The sequence below is a fragment of the Erythrobacter sp. NFXS35 genome (assembly GCF_040148725.1).
Lineage (GTDB): Bacteria > Pseudomonadota > Alphaproteobacteria > Sphingomonadales > Sphingomonadaceae > Erythrobacter.
Genome location: NZ_JAGDEB010000001.1, coordinates 1,384,649 through 1,402,269, shown reverse-complemented (window position 1 = coordinate 1,402,269; position 17,621 = coordinate 1,384,649). Strand labels below are relative to the sequence as shown.

Annotated in this window: 13 protein-coding genes and 2 riboswitches; of the genes, 11 read left to right on the top strand and 2 right to left on the bottom strand. The window is 64.9% G+C overall.

The annotated features are described in order from the left end of the window. The first annotated feature begins 22 nt into the window (after window positions 1-22). Both sdhD and J3454_RS06610 read left to right on the top strand, forming a co-directional pair. Window positions 23-403: a succinate dehydrogenase, hydrophobic membrane anchor protein gene (sdhD, locus tag J3454_RS06615; protein ID WP_349512945.1), complete on the top strand. Its 381-nt coding sequence runs from the start codon at window positions 23-25 to the stop codon at window positions 401-403. A gap of 278 nt (window positions 404-681) precedes the next feature. Next, the gene (locus J3454_RS06610; protein ID WP_349512944.1) at window positions 682-1,632 is read left to right on the top strand and encodes an NAD(P)H-binding protein; all 951 of its coding nucleotides are present in this window, start codon (window positions 682-684) and stop codon (window positions 1,630-1,632) included. Here J3454_RS06610 and J3454_RS06605 read toward each other — a convergent pair whose 3' ends face one another. Together J3454_RS06605 and J3454_RS06600 are read right to left on the bottom strand one after the other, a co-directional pair. Then, a complete protein-coding gene (locus tag J3454_RS06605) occupies window positions 1,633-3,534 on the bottom strand; it encodes a beta-galactosidase (protein WP_349512943.1) in 1,902 nt (633 codons plus the stop codon). After that, window positions 3,531-5,621, bottom strand: coding sequence for an alpha-galactosidase (locus J3454_RS06600; RefSeq protein ID WP_349512942.1), 2,091 nt, complete (start codon window positions 5,619-5,621; stop codon window positions 3,531-3,533). The genes J3454_RS06605 and J3454_RS06600 overlap by 4 nt, the downstream gene beginning before the upstream one ends. Before the next feature lie 103 nt (window positions 5,622-5,724). Here J3454_RS06600 and J3454_RS06595 point away from each other — a divergent pair, with 103 nt between their 5' ends. The 9 genes from J3454_RS06595 (at window position 5,725) to J3454_RS06555 (ending at window position 17,310) form a co-directional block, all read left to right on the top strand. Continuing rightward, entirely contained in the window at window positions 5,725-7,212 is a 1,488-nt protein-coding gene (locus tag J3454_RS06595; RefSeq protein WP_349512941.1) for a sodium:solute symporter family transporter, read from the top strand. Beyond that, window positions 7,212-8,246, top strand: a complete 1,035-nt coding sequence (locus J3454_RS06590) for a UDP-glucose--hexose-1-phosphate uridylyltransferase (RefSeq protein ID WP_349512940.1) — start codon at window positions 7,212-7,214, stop codon at window positions 8,244-8,246. The genes J3454_RS06595 and J3454_RS06590 overlap by 1 nt, the downstream gene beginning before the upstream one ends. After that, entirely contained in the window at window positions 8,243-9,406 is a 1,164-nt protein-coding gene (gene galK / locus J3454_RS06585) for a galactokinase (RefSeq protein WP_349512939.1), read from the top strand. Before J3454_RS06590 ends, galK begins: the two co-directional genes overlap by 4 nt. Window positions 9,407-9,518: 112 nt before the next feature. Continuing rightward, complete coding sequence (locus tag J3454_RS06580) at window positions 9,519-10,502, top strand: ArsR/SmtB family transcription factor (RefSeq protein ID WP_349513151.1); 984 nt, start codon at window positions 9,519-9,521, stop codon at window positions 10,500-10,502. Continuing rightward, entirely contained in the window at window positions 10,499-11,428 is a 930-nt protein-coding gene (gene metF / locus J3454_RS06575) for a methylenetetrahydrofolate reductase [NAD(P)H] (RefSeq protein WP_349512938.1), read from the top strand. Before J3454_RS06580 ends, metF begins: the two co-directional genes overlap by 4 nt. Further along, entirely contained in the window at window positions 11,425-12,471 is a 1,047-nt protein-coding gene (locus tag J3454_RS06570; protein ID WP_349512937.1) for a homocysteine S-methyltransferase family protein, read from the top strand. The genes metF and J3454_RS06570 overlap by 4 nt, the downstream gene beginning before the upstream one ends. A gap of 20 nt (window positions 12,472-12,491) precedes the next feature. Further along, complete coding sequence (gene metH / locus J3454_RS06565) at window positions 12,492-15,119, top strand: methionine synthase (RefSeq protein WP_349512936.1); 2,628 nt, start codon at window positions 12,492-12,494, stop codon at window positions 15,117-15,119. Window positions 15,120-15,150: 31 nt separating this feature from the next. Then, window positions 15,151-16,359 carry a serine hydrolase domain-containing protein gene (locus J3454_RS06560; protein WP_349512935.1) on the top strand — a complete coding sequence of 403 codons (1,209 nt, stop codon included), beginning with the start codon at window positions 15,151-15,153 and terminating at the stop codon, window positions 16,357-16,359. Window positions 16,360-16,362: 3 nt separating this feature from the next. Continuing rightward, on the top strand, window positions 16,363-17,310 hold the full coding sequence (locus tag J3454_RS06555) for a sulfite exporter TauE/SafE family protein (protein WP_349512934.1): 948 nt from the start codon (window positions 16,363-16,365) through the stop codon (window positions 17,308-17,310). 78 nt (window positions 17,311-17,388) lie between these two features. Continuing rightward, window positions 17,389-17,486, top strand: a riboswitch (glycine riboswitch). Then, window positions 17,487-17,599, top strand: a riboswitch (glycine riboswitch). The last annotated feature ends 22 nt before the right edge of the window (window positions 17,600-17,621 follow it).

The following is a 17,621-nucleotide window of genomic DNA, read 5'->3' as shown; positions in this document are numbered from 1 at the left end:
CTAATCGGCAAAGGATCAAGGAATGGCGCGACAAGCCCGTAGCGCGGACCGACTCGTCGGCAAAGGCCGGGGCGGCGCGAAAGACTGGATCGCGGTCCGCCTCAATTCCCTTGCGCTGCTGGCGCTTTACGCGTGGTTGCTGGTCGCGCTCGTTCTGCTGCCGGAACTTTCCTACGAAGTCGTGCGTGACTGGCTGCGGCGACCGCTCAATTCCGTGATGATGATCCTTCTGATCATCACCAGCTTCTGGCACACCAAATACGGGCTGAAAGAGCTGATCGACGATTACGTCCATCAGCCCTTTCCGCAGGCCGTCTGCATCGCGGCGATGTATGCCTTTACGTTCTTCGGTGCGGCATTCGGCGTCTGGAGCGTTGCAAGGTTGGCTTTGGTGCCCGCATGAGAAAAGCCACCGGCCGCTTGGCCGCCGCCGCAACCGCGGAGCCCGAGCAGGTGGTCATTATTGGCGGCGCGCGCAAACAAGCCAATGCCGAAGGTCGCTTGTCATTATGAACCCTTATGATCGCCGCGGGAGCGCTGATCTCGGTGGATTTCATCGCCGCTAACACGGCGGGCGGGGCGCGGTGATAGGAGCCTCGCCTGCGGGGCCTTGACAGCGCACCACCCAATCCTTCGTTCCCCTCGATTGACCGCTGGCGCGGCCCGGTTAGGGTGAATGTGATGGTAAAGAATGACACTCCCCCCCGCCGCATTGTTGTTGCCGGTGCCACTGGCACGATTGGCCAGGCAGTGGTTCGGCGATTGGTGGCGGATGGCCATAGCGTGACTGCGCTGTTGCGGCCGGGCAGCGCCGGTCATGATACCGGTCCATTGGCAGGAGCCGAACTTGCCCACGCCGCCTTGTCCGATCACGATGCCATCGCCAAGGTCATGGGGGACGCCCGGCCCGACTGCATCATATCCTGCATCGCTTCGCGCAGCGGCGCGCCCAAGGATGCCGAGGCGGTGGACTACGGAGCCAATGTCGCCTTGCTCGAAACGGCGCAGGCGGCAGGGGCGCGGCAGTTCATTCTGCTGTCCGCGATTTGCGTGCAGAAGCCGCTGCTTGCTTTCCAGCACGCCAAGCTCGCATTCGAAGCGCGGCTTGCGGCGAGCGGGATCGATTACACCATCGTGCGCCCGACAGCGTTCTTCAAATCGCTGTCCGGGCAGGTCAAGCGGGTCAAGGCAGGCAAGCCCTTTCTGATCTTCGGGGACGGGGAACTCACCCGCTGCAAGCCGATCAGCGATGATGATCTGGCGCGGTTTATCGCTGCGTGCATCGACAATCCGGATACTAGTCGCCGTATCCTGCCGATCGGCGGCCCCGGCCCGGCGATCAGCTTGCGCGAACAGGGCGAATTGCTGTTCGAAATTGCGGGCAGGCCGGTGCGTTTCAAATCGGTCTCGCCCCGGCTGTTCGACTATGCCGAGCGGGCGCTGGGGCTGGGCTCGGGTATGTCGGGCTGGTTCGCCGAGAAGGCCGAGTACGCCCGCATCGCACGCTATTATGCGACAGAAAGCATGCTGGTACTCGACCCGGAGACGGGCGGTTATTCTGCCGATCTCACGCCGGAATACGGCAGCGACACCCTGCGGGATCATTACGCCCGGCTGCTGGCAGAGGGCTGATTACAGCGGAGCAATGTGCCAGCTGGCAGGGGGCAAAGTCTCCCCGAGATGTGCTGCGAATACCGGCTCGGCGGCGTAGTTGAAGGTGAAGGCGTGGGAAGCGGTGCGCCGCACGCGGATGCCCTCGGGCAGGTCGACAAGCGGCAGCCCGGCCTCGTCCGCCATGCGCTCGAACAGTAGCCGCAGCAGTGCCCGATCGGGCCAGACGGCAAGGTAGCGAACGTTTCCGTTACGATAGAGTACGCCCCGCCCCGCATCGTCGGAAAGTTCGGGCACAAGATCGCCCGCCACGTCCTCGCGCCAGCGGGTCACTGCCCAGCCTTGTGCGGGTTCTGCCACGCCGTCGCGCAAGGATTCGACGCGGGTGACGGTGATCGGGATCAGGCGCTTGAGGTCGCCGGGTGCAAGGCCTGCTGGGATGCTGAAGCTCGCCGATTTGCTTCCCGACCGGGGGCCGAGCATCACAGGGCAGGTCAGTCCGGCGAGGCGTTCGACGAACCCTTTGCGGATGATCGGCAGGCTCGGCACCACCACCATCCGGTAACCTTCAAGGTCAGCATCGGGCGCGACGATATCGATATCCAGGCCGCGTGCCCGCAGCGCCGAATAACATTCGAACACCAGTTCGAGGTAGCGAAAGCTCTGTCCCTGCGGCTGGATGCCGATGGCCCACGCCGCCTCGTAGGAAAACACCAGTGCCGCCGCCGCCTGCACCGGTTGCTGCGGGCCGATTTCGGCAAGCACTGCCGCCGCTGTGCGCACTTCGGGGACGGCTTCGGCCTCGGTGCTGTCGGGGCGCAGCAGCCCGGCGTGCATTTGCTCCTGCGCGAACGGAGCCTGCCGCCAGCGGAAATAGCTGGTGAACTCCGCCCCGTGCGCGCACGCCTCCAGCGTCCACAGCGCCACCATTCCCGGCAGTGGCGCAGGGTTGAAGCGTGCCCAGTTTACCGGGCCGGGTTGCTGTTCCATCACCCCCCAGCGGCCATTCGAACAGCCTCGGTAAAGGTCATGGTGGAAGGCGGCGATATCGGGGTGGCCTTGCCGCAGGTAAGCGCGTTTCTCTTCCGAAGAGAACCAGAACTGTTCGAGAAAGCCGAGCGGATAGGAATCCCAGGTCGCCAAGTCGATATCGCGGCCCACCTCGTGGTGATCGAATTCGGTGAAGAACCCCATGAAGTTGTGGGTGATGTCTTTATCGGGCGACAGCTTGCGCAGGATTTCGACCTGTTCGCGGTTGAAGCTTGCTACCTGATCGGAGGCGAACCGGCGGTAATCGAGCCAATGCCCGGGGTTCGCCTCGGTCACGGTCAGGTGCGGCGGATCAACCTCGGTGAAGGCGCGGTATTCCATGCTCCAGAACACATTGCCCCATGCGGTGTTAAGCGCCTCGACCGTGCTGTAACGGGCCGCCAGCCACTCACGGAAGCCATTTGCGGCGGCATCCGAGAAGCTCAGCACCGTGTCGTGGCAGCCATATTCGTTGTCGGTCTGCCACATGACGATGGCGGGGTGATGGCCGTAACGCTGTGCCAGCGCGGTTACGATCCGGCGGCACTCGGCGCGGTAACCAGCGTGGCTGAAGCAGTAATGCCGCCGCGAGCCGAACCCGCGCGGGCGGCCTTGTTCGTCAAGGGCGACCATATCGGGCATGGTATCGACCAGCCATTTCGGCGGGGTGGCGGTCGGCGTGCCGAGGATGATTTTCAGGCCCGCAGACGCCAGCGTATTAATCGCACGGTCGAGCCAGCCCCAATCGTATCGGCCCGGCTCCGGTTCGATCCGGCTCCATGCAAATTCGCCGATGCGTACCAGCGAAAGGCCCATGTCCGCCATCCGGCGCGCATCCTCGGCCCACACGTCTTCCGGCCAATGTTCGGGATAATAACAGCAGCCAAGTTTCATGCGGGCAGTCTTTCAAGCGCGATGAGCCACGCGGTTTCGGGATGGGTCAACGGCAGCGCGAGACCGTGCGTCATCAGCGCTGTGCCCGACAGGACGATTCCTTCGCGCCACAGACCGGGGGTGGCGAGGTAATGCCGCGCCTTGTTCGGCCACGGTTCGGGAAGGGTGACGCGATAGCTTGCCTCGGGCGCGAGACCGGCGAGGCGCACGGGCGAGACATCGAACGCCGCGGCAAATTCCGTCTGCGCGACCAGCGCCAGCGCTTCGTCGCGGTGCACCGCGATCAGTCCGATGACGCCCGGATCGGGGTGATCGAGCCGGTGCAGCGCGCCTTCATGCAACACCCCGCGCCACGCCTTGTAGAGCGCGATGTGCGCGGCAAGGACGGCGCGGTCGTGCTCGGTCATGCGCGCCGGATCGGCCTCGACACCCATATGCCCGAAGACCGCCACCTTGGCGCGGAAATCCATCGCGATTTGCCGCCCGGTGATCGGATTGGGCGAAGGGCCGACATGGCTGCCCAGCACTTCCAGCGGCAGGAACTGGCTCCACGCGCGCATGATCCGCAGCCGCTCGATCGCGTCGTTGTTGTCGGAAGGCCAGACCCTGTGGGTGCGCGCCAGCACGCCGAAGTCGATCCGCCCCCCGCCGCTGGAGCAGCTTTCGATCTCCACATGCGGGTGCGCGGCGCACAAGGCATCAAGCAAGGCGTAGAAGCCCTGCGTCTGCCCGGCACCCGAGGGGAAGAGGTCGCGGTTGTGATCCCATTTGAGGTAAGCAATGGCCTGATCGCGCAGCAGGGCATCGAGCGCGGCGAACAGATGATCGCGCACTTCCGCCCGAGCCAAGTCGAGCGCCAACTGCCCGCGCATCGTCGGCCGCTCGCGCCCCTCAATGTGCAGGCACCAGTCGGGATGCGCGCGGTAGAGATCGCTGTCAGGCGAGACCATTTCCGGCTCCACCCACAGGCCTAAATCCATGCCAAGTGCGTGGACGCGGGCGATCAGCGGATTGAGGCCTTGCGGGAACACATCGCGCGATACCGTCCAGTCGCCAAGGCTGGTCTGATCGTTTCGTCGCCCTGCGAACCACCCGTCGTCGAGCACGAAGCGTTCGATCCCCAGCCCCGCCGCATCCTCGGCCAGCGCAATCAGCTTGTCTTGCGAAAGGTCGAAGCCGAGCGCTTCCCACGAATTGAGGTGGACCTTGCGCGGCTCTGATTTTGCGCGCTCCGGCAGGGTTTCGGTGCGCAAATGGATGTGGAGCGCCTGCGCCAGCGCGCTGCGGTCCGGTGCGATCGCGAATACCGCTGGGCAGGTGGTGAAGCTCTCCCCCGGTGCCAACGACATTTCGCCCGCGTTCCAGTCAGCACCCATTTGCAGCATCGTGCGTCCATCGCCTGCGCCTTGCGCATCGGGTTCCAGCGCCAGCAGATGGTCCCCGCTCCATGACAGATGCGCGCCCAGCACTTCGCCTGCTGCATGGAGCAACAACCAGTTGCCGCCGCTGAAGCCGGGTTTACCTATAGCGGACTGGCGGGCGAGGCCATCGGGCGCAATCGCTTGGCGATGTTCCTGCATCTCCTCCGCCCAGCGGCCGGAATAGCTCGTCCGTTCGGTAAACCGCGCCGGGATCGGCAGTGCCAGCGAAGCGAGGCAATCGATATTGAGCGTGGCATCGCCTCGGTTGGCAAGGGAAAGCCTTGCAGTAACCACATCGCCCGCACCGATGCGCCAATGGCAGGCGACCTCTATTCCTGCGACAGCGTCAACGAAGGTGATCGTAATGCTGCAATCCTGCACGCCCCAGTCGCTGACCCGGCAATCGGTATCGATCCGCTGTCCGTTGCGCCGCAAAGCCAGTGCCGGCGTCCTGCTCCACCCTGCTTTGCGTTCGGGCAGCAGGCCGGGGCAGGGCGGCACATCGGGCTGGCTTTCGTGCCGCCCGCGCGCGCTGGCGGCCGCGAGGGCCGGTAGGTCTTCGCCATCGGGCAATCGCGCGCCGACATAGACGAGATCCGCCGAGCCGCCTGCCTCCAGGGCGAACACCAGCGCCAGCGCATTTCCATCCAGCCGAACGAATTCCATGCGATCCCTCTCCCACCCGTTCCGGTGATGAGCGCAGCCTGCAGGCTTGCCCGCTATCCGGCAATCGGCTGTAACCGCACCAAACGTGAGGGGGAAGCGTCCAATGCTCGATACCATGTCGGCCGCCAGCCTGATCCAGATCGCGGTCTGCGTGGGGCTGACCGTGCTGGTGGGGCTGGCGACCTGGATGACCATCCGCCGCTCTGGCCATGACGGTTCGCGCAAGGATGTGTATCTGGCGGGCGGCAAGCTGTCATGGCTGTTCGTGGCGGGGTCAATCACGCTCACCAACCTCTCCACCGATCAGCTGGTGGGGATGAACGGCAATCAGATGCTGCTGCTGGCGTGGTGGGAGATCGCCGGGTTCTTCGGTCTGCTGATCCTCGCCTTCGTGTTCGTGCCGGTTTATTACCGAGAACAGTGCACCACGGTGACCGAGCTGCTCGAAAAGCGCTATGGCGGGCGCAGCATCCGCACGCTGATTTCGGCGCTGTTCCTGCTCGGCAATGTGCTGATCTACCTGCCTGCCGCGCTCTATTCGGGCAGCCTGTTCATGCAGTCGCTATTTGGGGATGGCGTGCCCTTGCTGGCCTTCGCTGCGGTCCTCGCGGTGATTTCGGCGGGATACACCATTTTCGGCGGCCTGCGCGCGGTGGCGGTGATGGACACCTATTCCGGGGTCGGCATTCTCGGGCTGGCGCTGTTGATCGTGGTGCTGGGGCTGGCGGCGGTGGACTGGGATATCGTCAGCGGCGTTCCGGCAGAGCGTGTAACAATGTTCGGCGGACCGGATAGCCCGATCCCATGGCAGACGTTGTTCACCGGCATGATCTTCATCCAGATCTTCTACTGGTCGACCAACCAGAACCTCACGCAAAAGGCGATGGCCGCGCCCACCATCCGTGAGGCGCAGAAAGGGGTGATGGTTGCCGCTTTCATCCGCATCCTGATCGTGCCGCCGATCGTGGTGATCCCCGGCATCATCGCGTTCAAGCTGTTCGGCGATGTCGGCGATGCCGCTTATGGCAGGCTGGTGGCCGAAATCCTGCCGCCGTGGCTGTCGGGTGCGTTCGCGGCGATGGTGGCGGCGGCGGTGATCACCACCTTCAGCGCAGTGCTGAATTCTTCGGTCGCGCTGTATGCCGTCGATTTCCACGAGCAGTTCATCGGCGAGGTCAAGGACCATTGGAAGCTGTCCGCCGCGGTTTCGACCCTGCTGGCCATGGTGGCGATCATGCTGGTGCCGATGTATCAATCCGCGACCAGCATCATCAACCTGCTGCAGCAGCTGAACGGGCTCCTCTCCATGCCGATCCTGTCGGCTTTCGTCGCTGGCCTCCTGTTCCGCGGCGTGGCGGCTCCGGCAGCGATTGCCGGGGTGGTGTGGGGCGTGGCGCTCTACGCGCTGTTCACGTTCCAGCTACAGCCTGCCGGGATCATCACGCTGCATTATATCCACTTCATGGTGGTGACGCTTGTGACCAGCGTCATGGCGGCGCTGGCGGTCAACCGGTTCGTGCTGGGGGGACGGGCCGAGTTCGCGCCGCGTCAGGCGCTGGCCCGCCGGGGAGCCGGGGTGGAGGCGGTCTGATGCCGGTGGATTTTTCAAAGCCGCACCGCCGCTGGAATCCGCTGAACGGCGGCTGGGTGCAGGTTTCTCCGCACAGGCTGGACCGGCCATGGCAGGGCGAGGAAACCCAGACCGCGCCGCCGGTCCCGGCCTACGATCCGGACTGCTACCTGTGCCCCGGCAACGCCCGGAAAGGCGGCGCGGTGAATCCCGATTATCGGGGCGTTCATGTTTTCGACAACGATTTTCCGGCGCTGATGGACGAAGGAAGCGCCGACAGCGACCACGACCCGCTATTTCGCGCTGAGACGACGCGGGGGCTGTCCCGCGTCATCTGCTTTTCGCCCGATCATTCGAAGACTTTGCCGGAACTCTCCAGCCGTGCGATCCGCGAAGTCATCGACGTTTGGGCCGCCCAGACACAGGAGCTTGGCGAGCGCTTCGGAAACGTGCAGATTTTCGAGAACAAAGGCGCGATGATGGGCTGTTCGAACCCGCACCCGCACGGACAGGTGTGGGCGACGGAGCACTGGGGGTTGGAGGTGGCGCGCGAAGACACTCACCTGCGCCAATATCACGAACAGCATGGGGGCTCGCTGCTGCTGGATACCGCCGAGCGCGAGCTTGCGCAGGGCGAACGGGTGGTCGAGGCGAACGCGGATTGGCTGGCAATCGTGCCGTTCTGGGCGGCCTGGCCAATCGAAACGCTGCTACTGCCGCGTTTCGAGGTGCAGCGGATGCCGCAGCTTGGCGCCAGCCAGCGCGATAGCCTGGCCAGCATTCTGAAGGCGCTGACTACCCGGTACGACAATCTGTTCGAGACCAGCTTTCCCTATTCGATGGGCTGGCACGGCGCGCCTTTCGGGATGCCCGATATCGATCATTGGCAACTCCACGCCCATTTTTACCCGCCGCTGCTGCGCTCTGCCAATGTGCGCAAGTTCATGGTCGGCTACGAGATGTTGGCCGAGCCGCAGCGTGATCTGACGCCCGAGCGCGCCGCCGAAATGCTGCGCGCCGTCAGCGGGACAGTGCATTACAGGAGTCGCGCATGAACCGCCGGGAAACGCTGATCGCCCGCGTCATTGCAGGCTACCGCGCAGCCTATGGCGCCGATCCTGAGCAGCTGTTCGCCGCGCCCGGGCGGGTCAACCTGATCGGCGAGCATGTCGATTATAATGACGGCTTCGTCCTGCCCTGCGCCATCGACCGTGAAACCATCATTGCGCTGGGCGAGGGCGATGGTGCGCAGTTCGAGGCGGTCGCGCTCGACATGGGCGCACAAGCGCGCGACAGTTTCGCGCTGGATGCGCCGATCGCCCGGATCGAGGGCGAATGGCAGAATCACCTCCGCGGCGTCGTGCATTTCGTTCAGGCCGGCGGTTATGGCGTGCGTCCGGCGCGGATCGCGGTGGCGGGCGATGTGCCGATCGGGGCGGGGCTGTCCTCGTCCGCATCCCTCGGGGTGGCGGCAGCACTCGCGGTGTCGGCGCATTCCGGGCTTGGCCTCAACCCGGCGCAACTCGCCAGAATAGCGCAAGCGGCGGAGAACGACTTTGTCGGCTGTGCCTGCGGGATCATGGATCAGATGGCTTCGGCGGCGAGCGTTGCGGGTGCGGCGTTGCTGCTCGATTGCCGGACGCTCGCAACCCGCGCGGTGCCGATTCACCCAGATCTTGCCATCACGGTGATCGATTCGGGTATCCGCCGCCACCTCACGCAAAGCGCCTTCAACCAGCGCCGCGCCGAATGCGAAGCGGCGGCTGCGCATTACGGTGTGGCGGCGCTGCGCGATTGCGATCCGGCACAGCTGGAGGCGGGTCGGGGCGGGCTCGATCCCGTGCTGTTCGCTCGCGCGCGGCATGTGGTTTCGGAAATCGGCAGAGTGGCGCCGTTCGCCGCCGCGCTGACCGGCGGTGACACGGCCATGATTGCCCGGCTGCTGGGCGAAGGGCACTGTTCGTTGGCGGAAGATTTCGCGGTGTCGCTCCCCGCGCTCGACCGGTTGGCGGGGCTGGTGCAGGCGGCGCTCGGCACAGCGGGCGGGGTGCGCCTGACGGGGGCTGGTTTCGGTGGCTGCCTGGTTGCGGTAAGCCAGGCTGCGGCTCTCCCGGCGCTTGACGAAGTCGTGGCCCGCTATAACGCGGATGCCGTCCAACCGGCGCGGATCGAAGGGTTTCGGCCTGCCGGGGGTGCAGCCCGGATCGGGCTTTAGTTGATGAAACACCTTCAGGAGCCGAGTGGCAGGCGATTCTGCATCGGTTGAACGACAATCCCCTCATCGAGGTGATTTACAGATATAAAAATATCTTTATATGTCGCTCATCATGGTGATCGAGGATATCTTCAAGGCGCTGGCCGATCCGACCCGCCTGCGCATCGCGCGCTTGCTCGGGACGATGGAGCTGGCCGTGGGCGAGTTGGCGCAGGTGCTGGGGCAAAGCCAGCCGCGCGTCTCGCGCCATGTCGGCATCCTGTGCGATGCCGGCCTTGCCGAACGGCGGCGCGAAGGCAGCTGGGTGTTCCTGCGTCAGGCCGAGCCGGGCGCACCCCTGGTCGATTCGGTGCAGCGCCTGCTCGCTATCGCCGAACGCGAAGAGCCCGACTTCGCGGCCCTGTGCGAGGCCGACCGCCGCAAGCTTGCAGCGATCCGGCAATCGCGAGAGAGCGCGGCGGAACATTACTTCGCCCGTCATGCCGGTGAGTGGGACGAACTGCGCGCGCTCCATAGCCCCGATGCCGAGGTCGAGCGCCGATTGGCCGAGGCCCTGGCCGATGCGCCGCTGGGCCATGCCCTCGACATCGGCACCGGCACCGGACGCATGGCGGAATTGTTCGCCGCATCGGCCGAGCGGATCGTGGCGCTGGACAAGAACCTCGAGATGCTGCGCCTCGCCCGCGCCAAGCTGCAACATCTGCCGACTGCACAAATCGAACTGGTGCAGGGCGATTTTTCCGATCTGCCCTTCCCCGATGCCGGTTTCGACACCGTTCTGCTGCATCAGGTGCTGCATTTCGCCACCGATCCGGCCCCGGTTCTTGCCGAAGCGGCGCGGGTTTTGCGGCCCGGCGGGCGCATCGCGATCGTCGATTTCGCCAATCATGACCGGGAGGAGTTGCGCGATCGCCATCAGCACGCGCGGCTGGGCTTTGCCGACCGGCAGATGGCCGATCTGCTGCGGGGCGCCGGATTCACCGCCAGCGCTCCGCTTGCTCTCAAAGGCGGGGAACTGGTCGTCAAGATTTGGATCGGCAAGCGCCGCGCCGCCGCCTCCACGCCGAAGATAGCCGCCATGGAACCCGTCCGATGACCCCCACGCTCGACCAGCTTCACGAATACCGCACCGCAACCGACACGCCGCTGTTTTCCGGCCTGCCGGGCGATGTTGCGGTGAGTTTCGAATTCTTTCCGCCAAAGTCGGAGAAGATGGAAACGCAGTTGTGGGACGCGGTAACGCAGTTGAAACCGCTCGCTCCGAGCTTCGTTTCGGTGACCTATGGCGCAGGCGGATCCACCCGCGAGCGCACCCATGCCACGGTCGCGCGGATCATTGCCGAAGCGGGCTTGCCCGCCGCCGCGCATCTCACCTGCGTCGCGGCCTCGAAGGCGGAAATCCGCGAGGTGGCCGAGCAATATTGGGAAGCGGGCGTGCGTCACATTGTTGCGCTGCGCGGCGACGCGGGAGAGCCGGGCGCGCCGTTCACGCCGCACCCCGAAGGCTTTGCCAGTGCGGCGGAACTGGTCGCCGGGCTGAAGGACATCGCCGATTTCGATATTTCGGTTGCCGCCTATCCTGAAACCCACCCCGATGCCGTGTCGCCGCAGGACGACATCGATAACCTCAAACGCAAGCTGGATGCAGGCGCCAGCCGTGCGATTTCGCAGTTCTTCTTCTCGGCCGAAGCGTTCTTCCGGTTCCGCGATCAATGTGCCGCTGCCGGGATCGACGCACCGATCCTGCCGGGCATCCTGCCCGTCACCAACGTCGCGCAGGCGCGCAAGTTTGCCGGCGCCTGCGGGGCGGCAATCCCGGCCTGGATGGACGGATTGTTCGAAGGGCTGGATGAAAAGCCCGCCGCCCGCCAACTGGTCGCCGCCACGGTCGCCGCCGAATTGTGCCGCCGCTTGTATGCGGGCGGGGTGCGCGATTTCCACTTCTACACCCTCAACCGCCCTGAACTGGCCTATGCGATCTGCCACATGCTCGGGAAACGTCCTGTCGGAGATGCGGCATGAGCGCCCGCCAACGCTTTCTCGATGCCGCTACCAAGCGCGTGCTGATCTTCGACGGGGCGTTCGGGACGCAGATCCAGAACCGCCGCTTAAGCGAAGCGGATTACGCAGGCGATCTGGGCCTGTCCGCCGATCAGAAGGGCAACAACGACATCCTTGCGCTGACCCGTCCGGATGTGATCGGGGACATTACCCGCGCCTATCTGGATGCCGGGTCGGACGTGGTTTCGACCAACACCTTCTCGGCCAACCGGATCAGTCAGGCGGATTATGCCGCCGAAGGTCTGGTCGCAGATATCAACATCGCCAGTGGCAGGATCGCGCGCGAACTCGCCGACGAATACGCCGCGAAAGATGGCAAGCCCCGGTTTGTCGCAGGCGCGATCGGGCCGACCAACAAGACATTATCGCTCAGCCCCGATGTCGAAGACCCCGGCTACCGCGAGATCGATTTCGACGAACTGGTCGCGGTCTATAAGGAACAGGCCGCTGCGCTGTTCGAGGGCGGGGTGGACTTCATCCTCATCGAGACCGTGTTCGATACATTGAACGCCAAGGCCGGGATCATGGCGGTCAAGCAGCTGGAGCGCGATCTTGGTTACGAGGTCCCGGTGATGATCTCTATGACGCTCACCGATCTGTCGGGCCGCAACCTGTCGGGCCACACGGTCGAAGCGTTCTGGTATGCCGTGCGTCATGCTAGGCCGCTCACCATCGGGCTGAATTGCAGCTTTGGCGCAGAGCAATTGCGCCCGCACGTGAAAGTGCTGTCGCAGATCGCCGATACGCTGCTGATGATCTATCCCAATGCCGGGCTGCCCAACGAGTTGGGCGAATATGACGAAGCGCCCGAGACGACCGCAGGGCTGGTCGCGGACTGGGCCGATCATGGGCAGGTGAACATCCTCGGCGGCTGTTGCGGATCGACGCCGGAACACATCGCCGCCATTGCGCGGGCGGTGGCGAAGGCCGAGCCGCGTTCGGTGCCTTCGCCCGCGCCTGCCATGCGGCTGGCGGGGCTTGAACCCTTCACAGTGGCGGCCTGATCCGAAGCGAAAGATTGCAAGTGACCCAACCCTCTTCCTCGCGCTTCATCAATATCGGCGAGCGCACCAACGTCACCGGCAGCGCCGCGTTCAAGAAGCTGATCATGGCGGGCGATTACCCGGCTGCCGTCGAAGTCGCGCGCCAGCAGGTCGAAAACGGCGCGCAGGTGATCGACGTCAACATGGACGAGGGGCTGCTCGATGCCGTCCACGCGATGACGACCTTCCTCAAACTGATCGCCGCCGAACCGGATATCGCGCGCGCGCCGGTGATGATCGACAGTTCCAAATTCCACGTCATCGAAGCCGGGCTGAAATGCGTTTCCGGCAAGCCGATCGTCAATTCGATCAGCATGAAGGAAGGCGAAGAGCAATTCCTCGAACAGGCGCGCATCTGCATGGATTACGGCGCTGCCGTTGTCGTAATGGCCTTCGACGAGACCGGGCAGGCCGACACCAGGCAGCGCAAGATCGAAATCTGCAAGCGCGCCTATGATCTGCTGGTGGGCGAGGGCTTTCCGGCAGAAGACATCATCTTCGACCCCAACATCTTTGCGGTGGCGACGGGGATCGAGGAGCACGACCGCTACGGCTTGGACTTCATCGAGGCGGTGCGCGAGATCAAGGCCCAGTGCCCGCACGCCAAAACCAGCGGCGGCCTCTCCAACCTCTCCTTCAGCTTTCGCGGCAATGAAACCGTGCGCCGAGCAATGCATTCGGTGTTCCTGTATCACGCGATCCCCGCCGGGCTCGACATGGCGATCGTCAATGCAGGCCAACTCGACGTCTATGACCAGATCGACCCAACCTTGCGCGAGGCCTGCGAGGACGTGATCCTCGCGCGCCGATCCGACGCGACCGAGCGCCTGATCGACCTTGCCGAAAGCTACAAGGGCAAGAGCGTCGCCGACGAAAAGGCCGCCGAGGAATGGCGCGGCTGGCCGGTCGAGCGGCGGCTTGAACACGCGCTGGTCAAGGGCATCGACGCCTATGTCGTCGACGACACCGAGGAAGCCCGCGCCGCCCGCGCTGCCAATGGCGGCCGCCCGATCGAAGTGATCGAAGGCCCGCTGATGGACGGCATGAACGTGGTCGGCGACCTGTTCGGCAGCGGCAAGATGTTCCTGCCGCAGGTGGTCAAATCCGCACGGGTGATGAAGAAGGCGGTCGCCCACCTCATCCCCTTCATCGAGGCGGAGAAGGACCTGCTGCCCGAGGCCGAGCGCAAGGCCAAAGGCAAGATCATCATGGCGACGGTGAAGGGCGATGTGCACGACATCGGCAAGAACATCGTCGGCGTGGTGCTGCAGTGCAACGGTTATGACGTGATCGATCTGGGCGTGATGGTGCCGTGGCCGACGATTCTTGCCAGCGCCAATGACAACAAGGCCGACATGATCGGGCTGTCCGGCCTGATCACGCCGAGCCTCGACGAGATGGTGACCGTCGCGGAGGAAATGCAGCGTGCGGGCATGACCATGCCGCTGCTGATCGGCGGGGCGACCACCAGCAAGGTGCACACCGCTTTGCGGATCGACCCCGCTTACGAAGGTCCGGTGATCCACGTGCTCGACGCGAGCCGCGCCGTGGGGGTGGCATCGAAGCTGCTCTCCGACACCCAGCGCGACGAATATGTCGCGCAGATCGAGGACGAATATACCCACGTCCGCGATGCCCGCGCTGGCAAGTCGCAGAGCGTGCTGCTCAGCCTCGACGATGCGCGCGCCAATTTCTACGATGCGTTCCTGTCGGACAAGCCCGCTCCGCCCGAACAGCCGGGGGTGCATGTGTTCCCCGACTGGTCGCTGGAGCACCTGCGCACCTTCATCGACTGGACGCCGTTCTTCCGCGCATGGGAACTCCATGGCAATTACCCGGCGATCCTGACCGACGAGGTGGTGGGCGAGACCGCCACGCAATTGTTCGCCGATGCCAATGCGATGCTCGACCAGATCATCGCCGAAAAATGGCTGACCGCGCGCGGCGTCGCGGGCCTGTGGCCCTGCGCGCGTGACGGGGATGATGTGACAATCCACCTCGCCGAGACCGAGGAACACGTACGCCTGCCCTTCCTGCGCCAGCAGGTGAAGAAAAGCCGCGACCGTGCCAATATGTGCCTTGCCGATTTCATCGATCCGAACGGCGACTGGATCGGCGGCTTTGCGGTTGGCATCCACGGGATCGACCCGCATTCGGCGCGGTTCCAGGCGGACAAGGACGACTATTCCGACATCCTGCTGAAGGCGCTGGCCGACCGCTTTGCCGAGGCCTTCGCCGAGGCGCTGCACCAGCATGTGCGCACGACGTTGTGGGGCTATGCGCCGGGCGAGCAGCTGACCTGCGAGGCGTTGATCAAGGAGCAGTATCGCGGCATCCGGCCCGCGCCGGGATACCCTGCGTGCCCGGATCACAGCTTGAAGCCGATCCTGTTCGATCTGCTCGATGCGCCGAAGAATGTCGGCCTGACTCTGACCGAAAGTTTCGCCATGTGGCCGACGGCTGCGGTTTCGGGCTTCTATTTCGGGCATCCCGAAAGCCAGTATTTCGGTGTCGCCCGCGTCGGCCGCGATCAGTTGGAGGATTATGCCGCACGGCGCGGGGTCGATCTGGCGACGGCGGAACGCTGGCTTCGGCCCAACCTCGATTGATCGGGCGGGGTTTTGCGGGAATAAGGCGGGGATGCTTTACCGCACCCTTGCCGCTATCGCGCTCCTCGCCCCGCTCGCGCCCGCCGCTGCGCAAGACCCGGTCCCGCCCGCCGCAGTCGTGGTGGCGTTTGACAGCGACACGATCCGCCCGCTGATCGTCGAGGGACAGGCGAACAAGGACACGGCCCGCGCCGTAGAGGCGAACGATCCGGTGCGGATCGCCAGCATTTCCAAGCTGATCATGGGGCTGACCGCGCTGCGGCTTATGGACGAGGGGAAGGTCGATCTGGACCGGGACGTTTCGGAATATCTGGGATGGACATTGCGCTCGCCGTATCATCCCGATGCGCCGGTCACACTGACCCACCTGCTGATGCACCGTGCGGGCCTGTCCGATGCGGCGGGCTACATCATCCCGCTGGGGACAAGCCTCGAGGTCAAGCTTGCCGACCCGGCGGCGTGGCGCGAAACCGGACGCCCGGGCAGGGCCGGATTTCAATATGCCAACCTCGGCTCGCCGCTGGTCGCCACGGCGCTGGAGGCAGCATCGGGCGAGCGTTACGATCGCCTGGTCGAGCGGCTGGTGTTTGCACCTTTGGGGGTAAAGGCCTGTTTGAACTGGATCGGCTGCGATGCTGCCATGCAGGCGAGGGCAGTGACGCTCTACCGCCACACCGGCGAGGCCGCGCGCGATTTTCCGCAAGACCTGCCGCCCAACTGCACGATCCCTGTGGCGGAGGGGGAGGCGTGCGATATCGATGCCTATGTGCCCGGCACCAATGCGTCTGTGTTCAGCCCTCAAGGCGGCGTTCGGATCGGAATGGTCGATCTGGCGAAAATCGGGCAGGCGTTGCTGCGCATGGATACGCGCACCGATTTCCTGTCCCGCCGCAGCCAAGGCCTCTGGTTTCAGGCGATGATTGCGGCTGCCAATCACTATCCGCCTGACGAAGCTACCCGCGATTTCTGCGGCTATGGCCTGGCCTCCTACGGACTGGTGGAGGCAGAGCCGTGCCGCGACGACCTGTTCATGGATGGCAGCGAGCGCATCGGCCATGGTGGAGAAGCTTACGGGCTGCGCTCGGGACTTTGGCTCGATATGGGCCGCGGTTCCGGCCTCGCCTATTTCACCACCGCAGTCCCCCCACCGCCCGGCGGCGAGGACACCGGCGGCTCCGATCCGCGTGAGGTGGAGTTGATGCAGCGCGCGCTGGCGCTGTCGGCGGATCGCGGCGACTAGGGCATGACCGCCGTTCCTGTTACGCAACAAGGCTCGGCGCTGCCGCCCGGACGGCTGGTCTGGATCGGCGGGCTCGGTCTGCTCACCGCCTATGTAGTGCTCTCGGCACTGGTGCCCGCCGATCCGGCACTGTTGGCGCGTCTGTGGTTCCTCCCCGGCGTCGGCGTTGTTGGCGCGATCATTGCCAACACCTCTGGGACCGGGGGCGGAGTGGTGTTCGTGCCCGTGTTCAACGCCCTGCGCGAACTGGGCGTGATGAGCCTTGCGCCGCTCGCCGTGGTGGGCGTGTCAATGGGCATCCAAAGCTTCGGCATGAGCATGGGGGCGCTGCGCTGGACCGACCGGCTGCTGCACCAGCCTGCGTCCGGTCATTTGGAAGCGCAGGTCCGGCTGAAGGATTTCGCCGTCGTGGTGTGCGCTGTGCTGGCGCTGTCGCTGCCGGCGATGCTGGCGACCCAGCGGCTCACCGCCTTCGATCAGATGCAGGTGCTTTATGCCTACAAGGCGTTCTCGATCCTGCTGGGCTGCGCGCTGATTGCCGCGACCTGGACGATCAACGCTGCCCGGCCCGAACGCGCACGACTGGCGCGGATCGACCTCGCCGTGCTGCTGGCGCTGGCGGTGCCTGGCGGCGTGCTGACCGCGTTGTTTTCGGTCGGGGTGGGCGAGTTGGTCGCGCTTTACCTGTTCATCCGCCACTATCCGGTGCTGCTGTGCACGGGTGCGGCCTGCGTGATCTCTGCGGTGAGCTGCATTTCCGGCACCATCTGGCATATCGGCGCAGGCACAATCCAGTGGGAGGTGGTGCTGCTCGCCGCTCCGGCGGCGGCGCTGGGCGGATTCCTCGCCCGCCCGATCGCCCTGTGGCTGGGGGCAAAGCGTTTGAAGACGCTCGATGGCAGCTGGATCGTGCTGTCTGCCGTCTATTTGCTGTGGCTCAACGCGAAATAGGGGTGGGGTGCGATTGACGCGGTGCAGCATTTCGCGCAGTGCTGAGGCGTCTTCCGCGCGCGAAGTGATTCTCGCGCGGGCAGGCGAGCGGGAGAGCCCGATGCCCTTTGCGGGGCAAAGGCGCCGAAGGAGCAACCGCCCCGGAAACTCTCAGGCCAACGGACCGCTCGGCTGCGTGACACTCTGGAAAGCGCCCCCGGCCTTGTGCTGTGGGCCACCGAAGGGGAGGTGCTGCGCCGTACTGGCGGTTGCACCGAAGCTCTCAGGTTCACCCGACAGAGGGGGCAGGATCATGGCGGTGCTTGCAAAAG

Bases quoted from the DNA above. Each gene is read 5' to 3' on its own strand.
- sdhD (WP_349512945.1), top strand. From the start codon at position 23: ATGGCGCGACAAGCCCGTAGCGCGGACCGACTCGTCGGCAAAGGCCGG.
- J3454_RS06610 (WP_349512944.1), top strand. From the start codon at position 682: ATGGTAAAGAATGACACTCCCCCCCGCCGCATTGTTGTTGCCGGTGCC.
- J3454_RS06605 (WP_349512943.1), bottom strand. From the start codon at position 3,534: ATGAAACTTGGCTGCTGTTATTATCCCGAACATTGGCCGGAAGACGTG.
- J3454_RS06600 (WP_349512942.1), bottom strand. From the start codon at position 5,621: ATGGAATTCGTTCGGCTGGATGGAAATGCGCTGGCGCTGGTGTTCGCC.
- J3454_RS06595 (WP_349512941.1), top strand. From the start codon at position 5,725: ATGCTCGATACCATGTCGGCCGCCAGCCTGATCCAGATCGCGGTCTGC.
- J3454_RS06590 (WP_349512940.1), top strand. From the start codon at position 7,212: ATGCCGGTGGATTTTTCAAAGCCGCACCGCCGCTGGAATCCGCTGAAC.
- galK (WP_349512939.1), top strand. From the start codon at position 8,243: ATGAACCGCCGGGAAACGCTGATCGCCCGCGTCATTGCAGGCTACCGC.
- J3454_RS06580 (WP_349513151.1), top strand. From the start codon at position 9,519: ATGGTGATCGAGGATATCTTCAAGGCGCTGGCCGATCCGACCCGCCTG.
- metF (WP_349512938.1), top strand. From the start codon at position 10,499: ATGACCCCCACGCTCGACCAGCTTCACGAATACCGCACCGCAACCGAC.
- J3454_RS06570 (WP_349512937.1), top strand. From the start codon at position 11,425: ATGAGCGCCCGCCAACGCTTTCTCGATGCCGCTACCAAGCGCGTGCTG.
- J3454_RS06560 (WP_349512935.1), top strand. From the start codon at position 15,151: ATGCTTTACCGCACCCTTGCCGCTATCGCGCTCCTCGCCCCGCTCGCG.
- J3454_RS06555 (WP_349512934.1), top strand. From the start codon at position 16,363: ATGACCGCCGTTCCTGTTACGCAACAAGGCTCGGCGCTGCCGCCCGGA.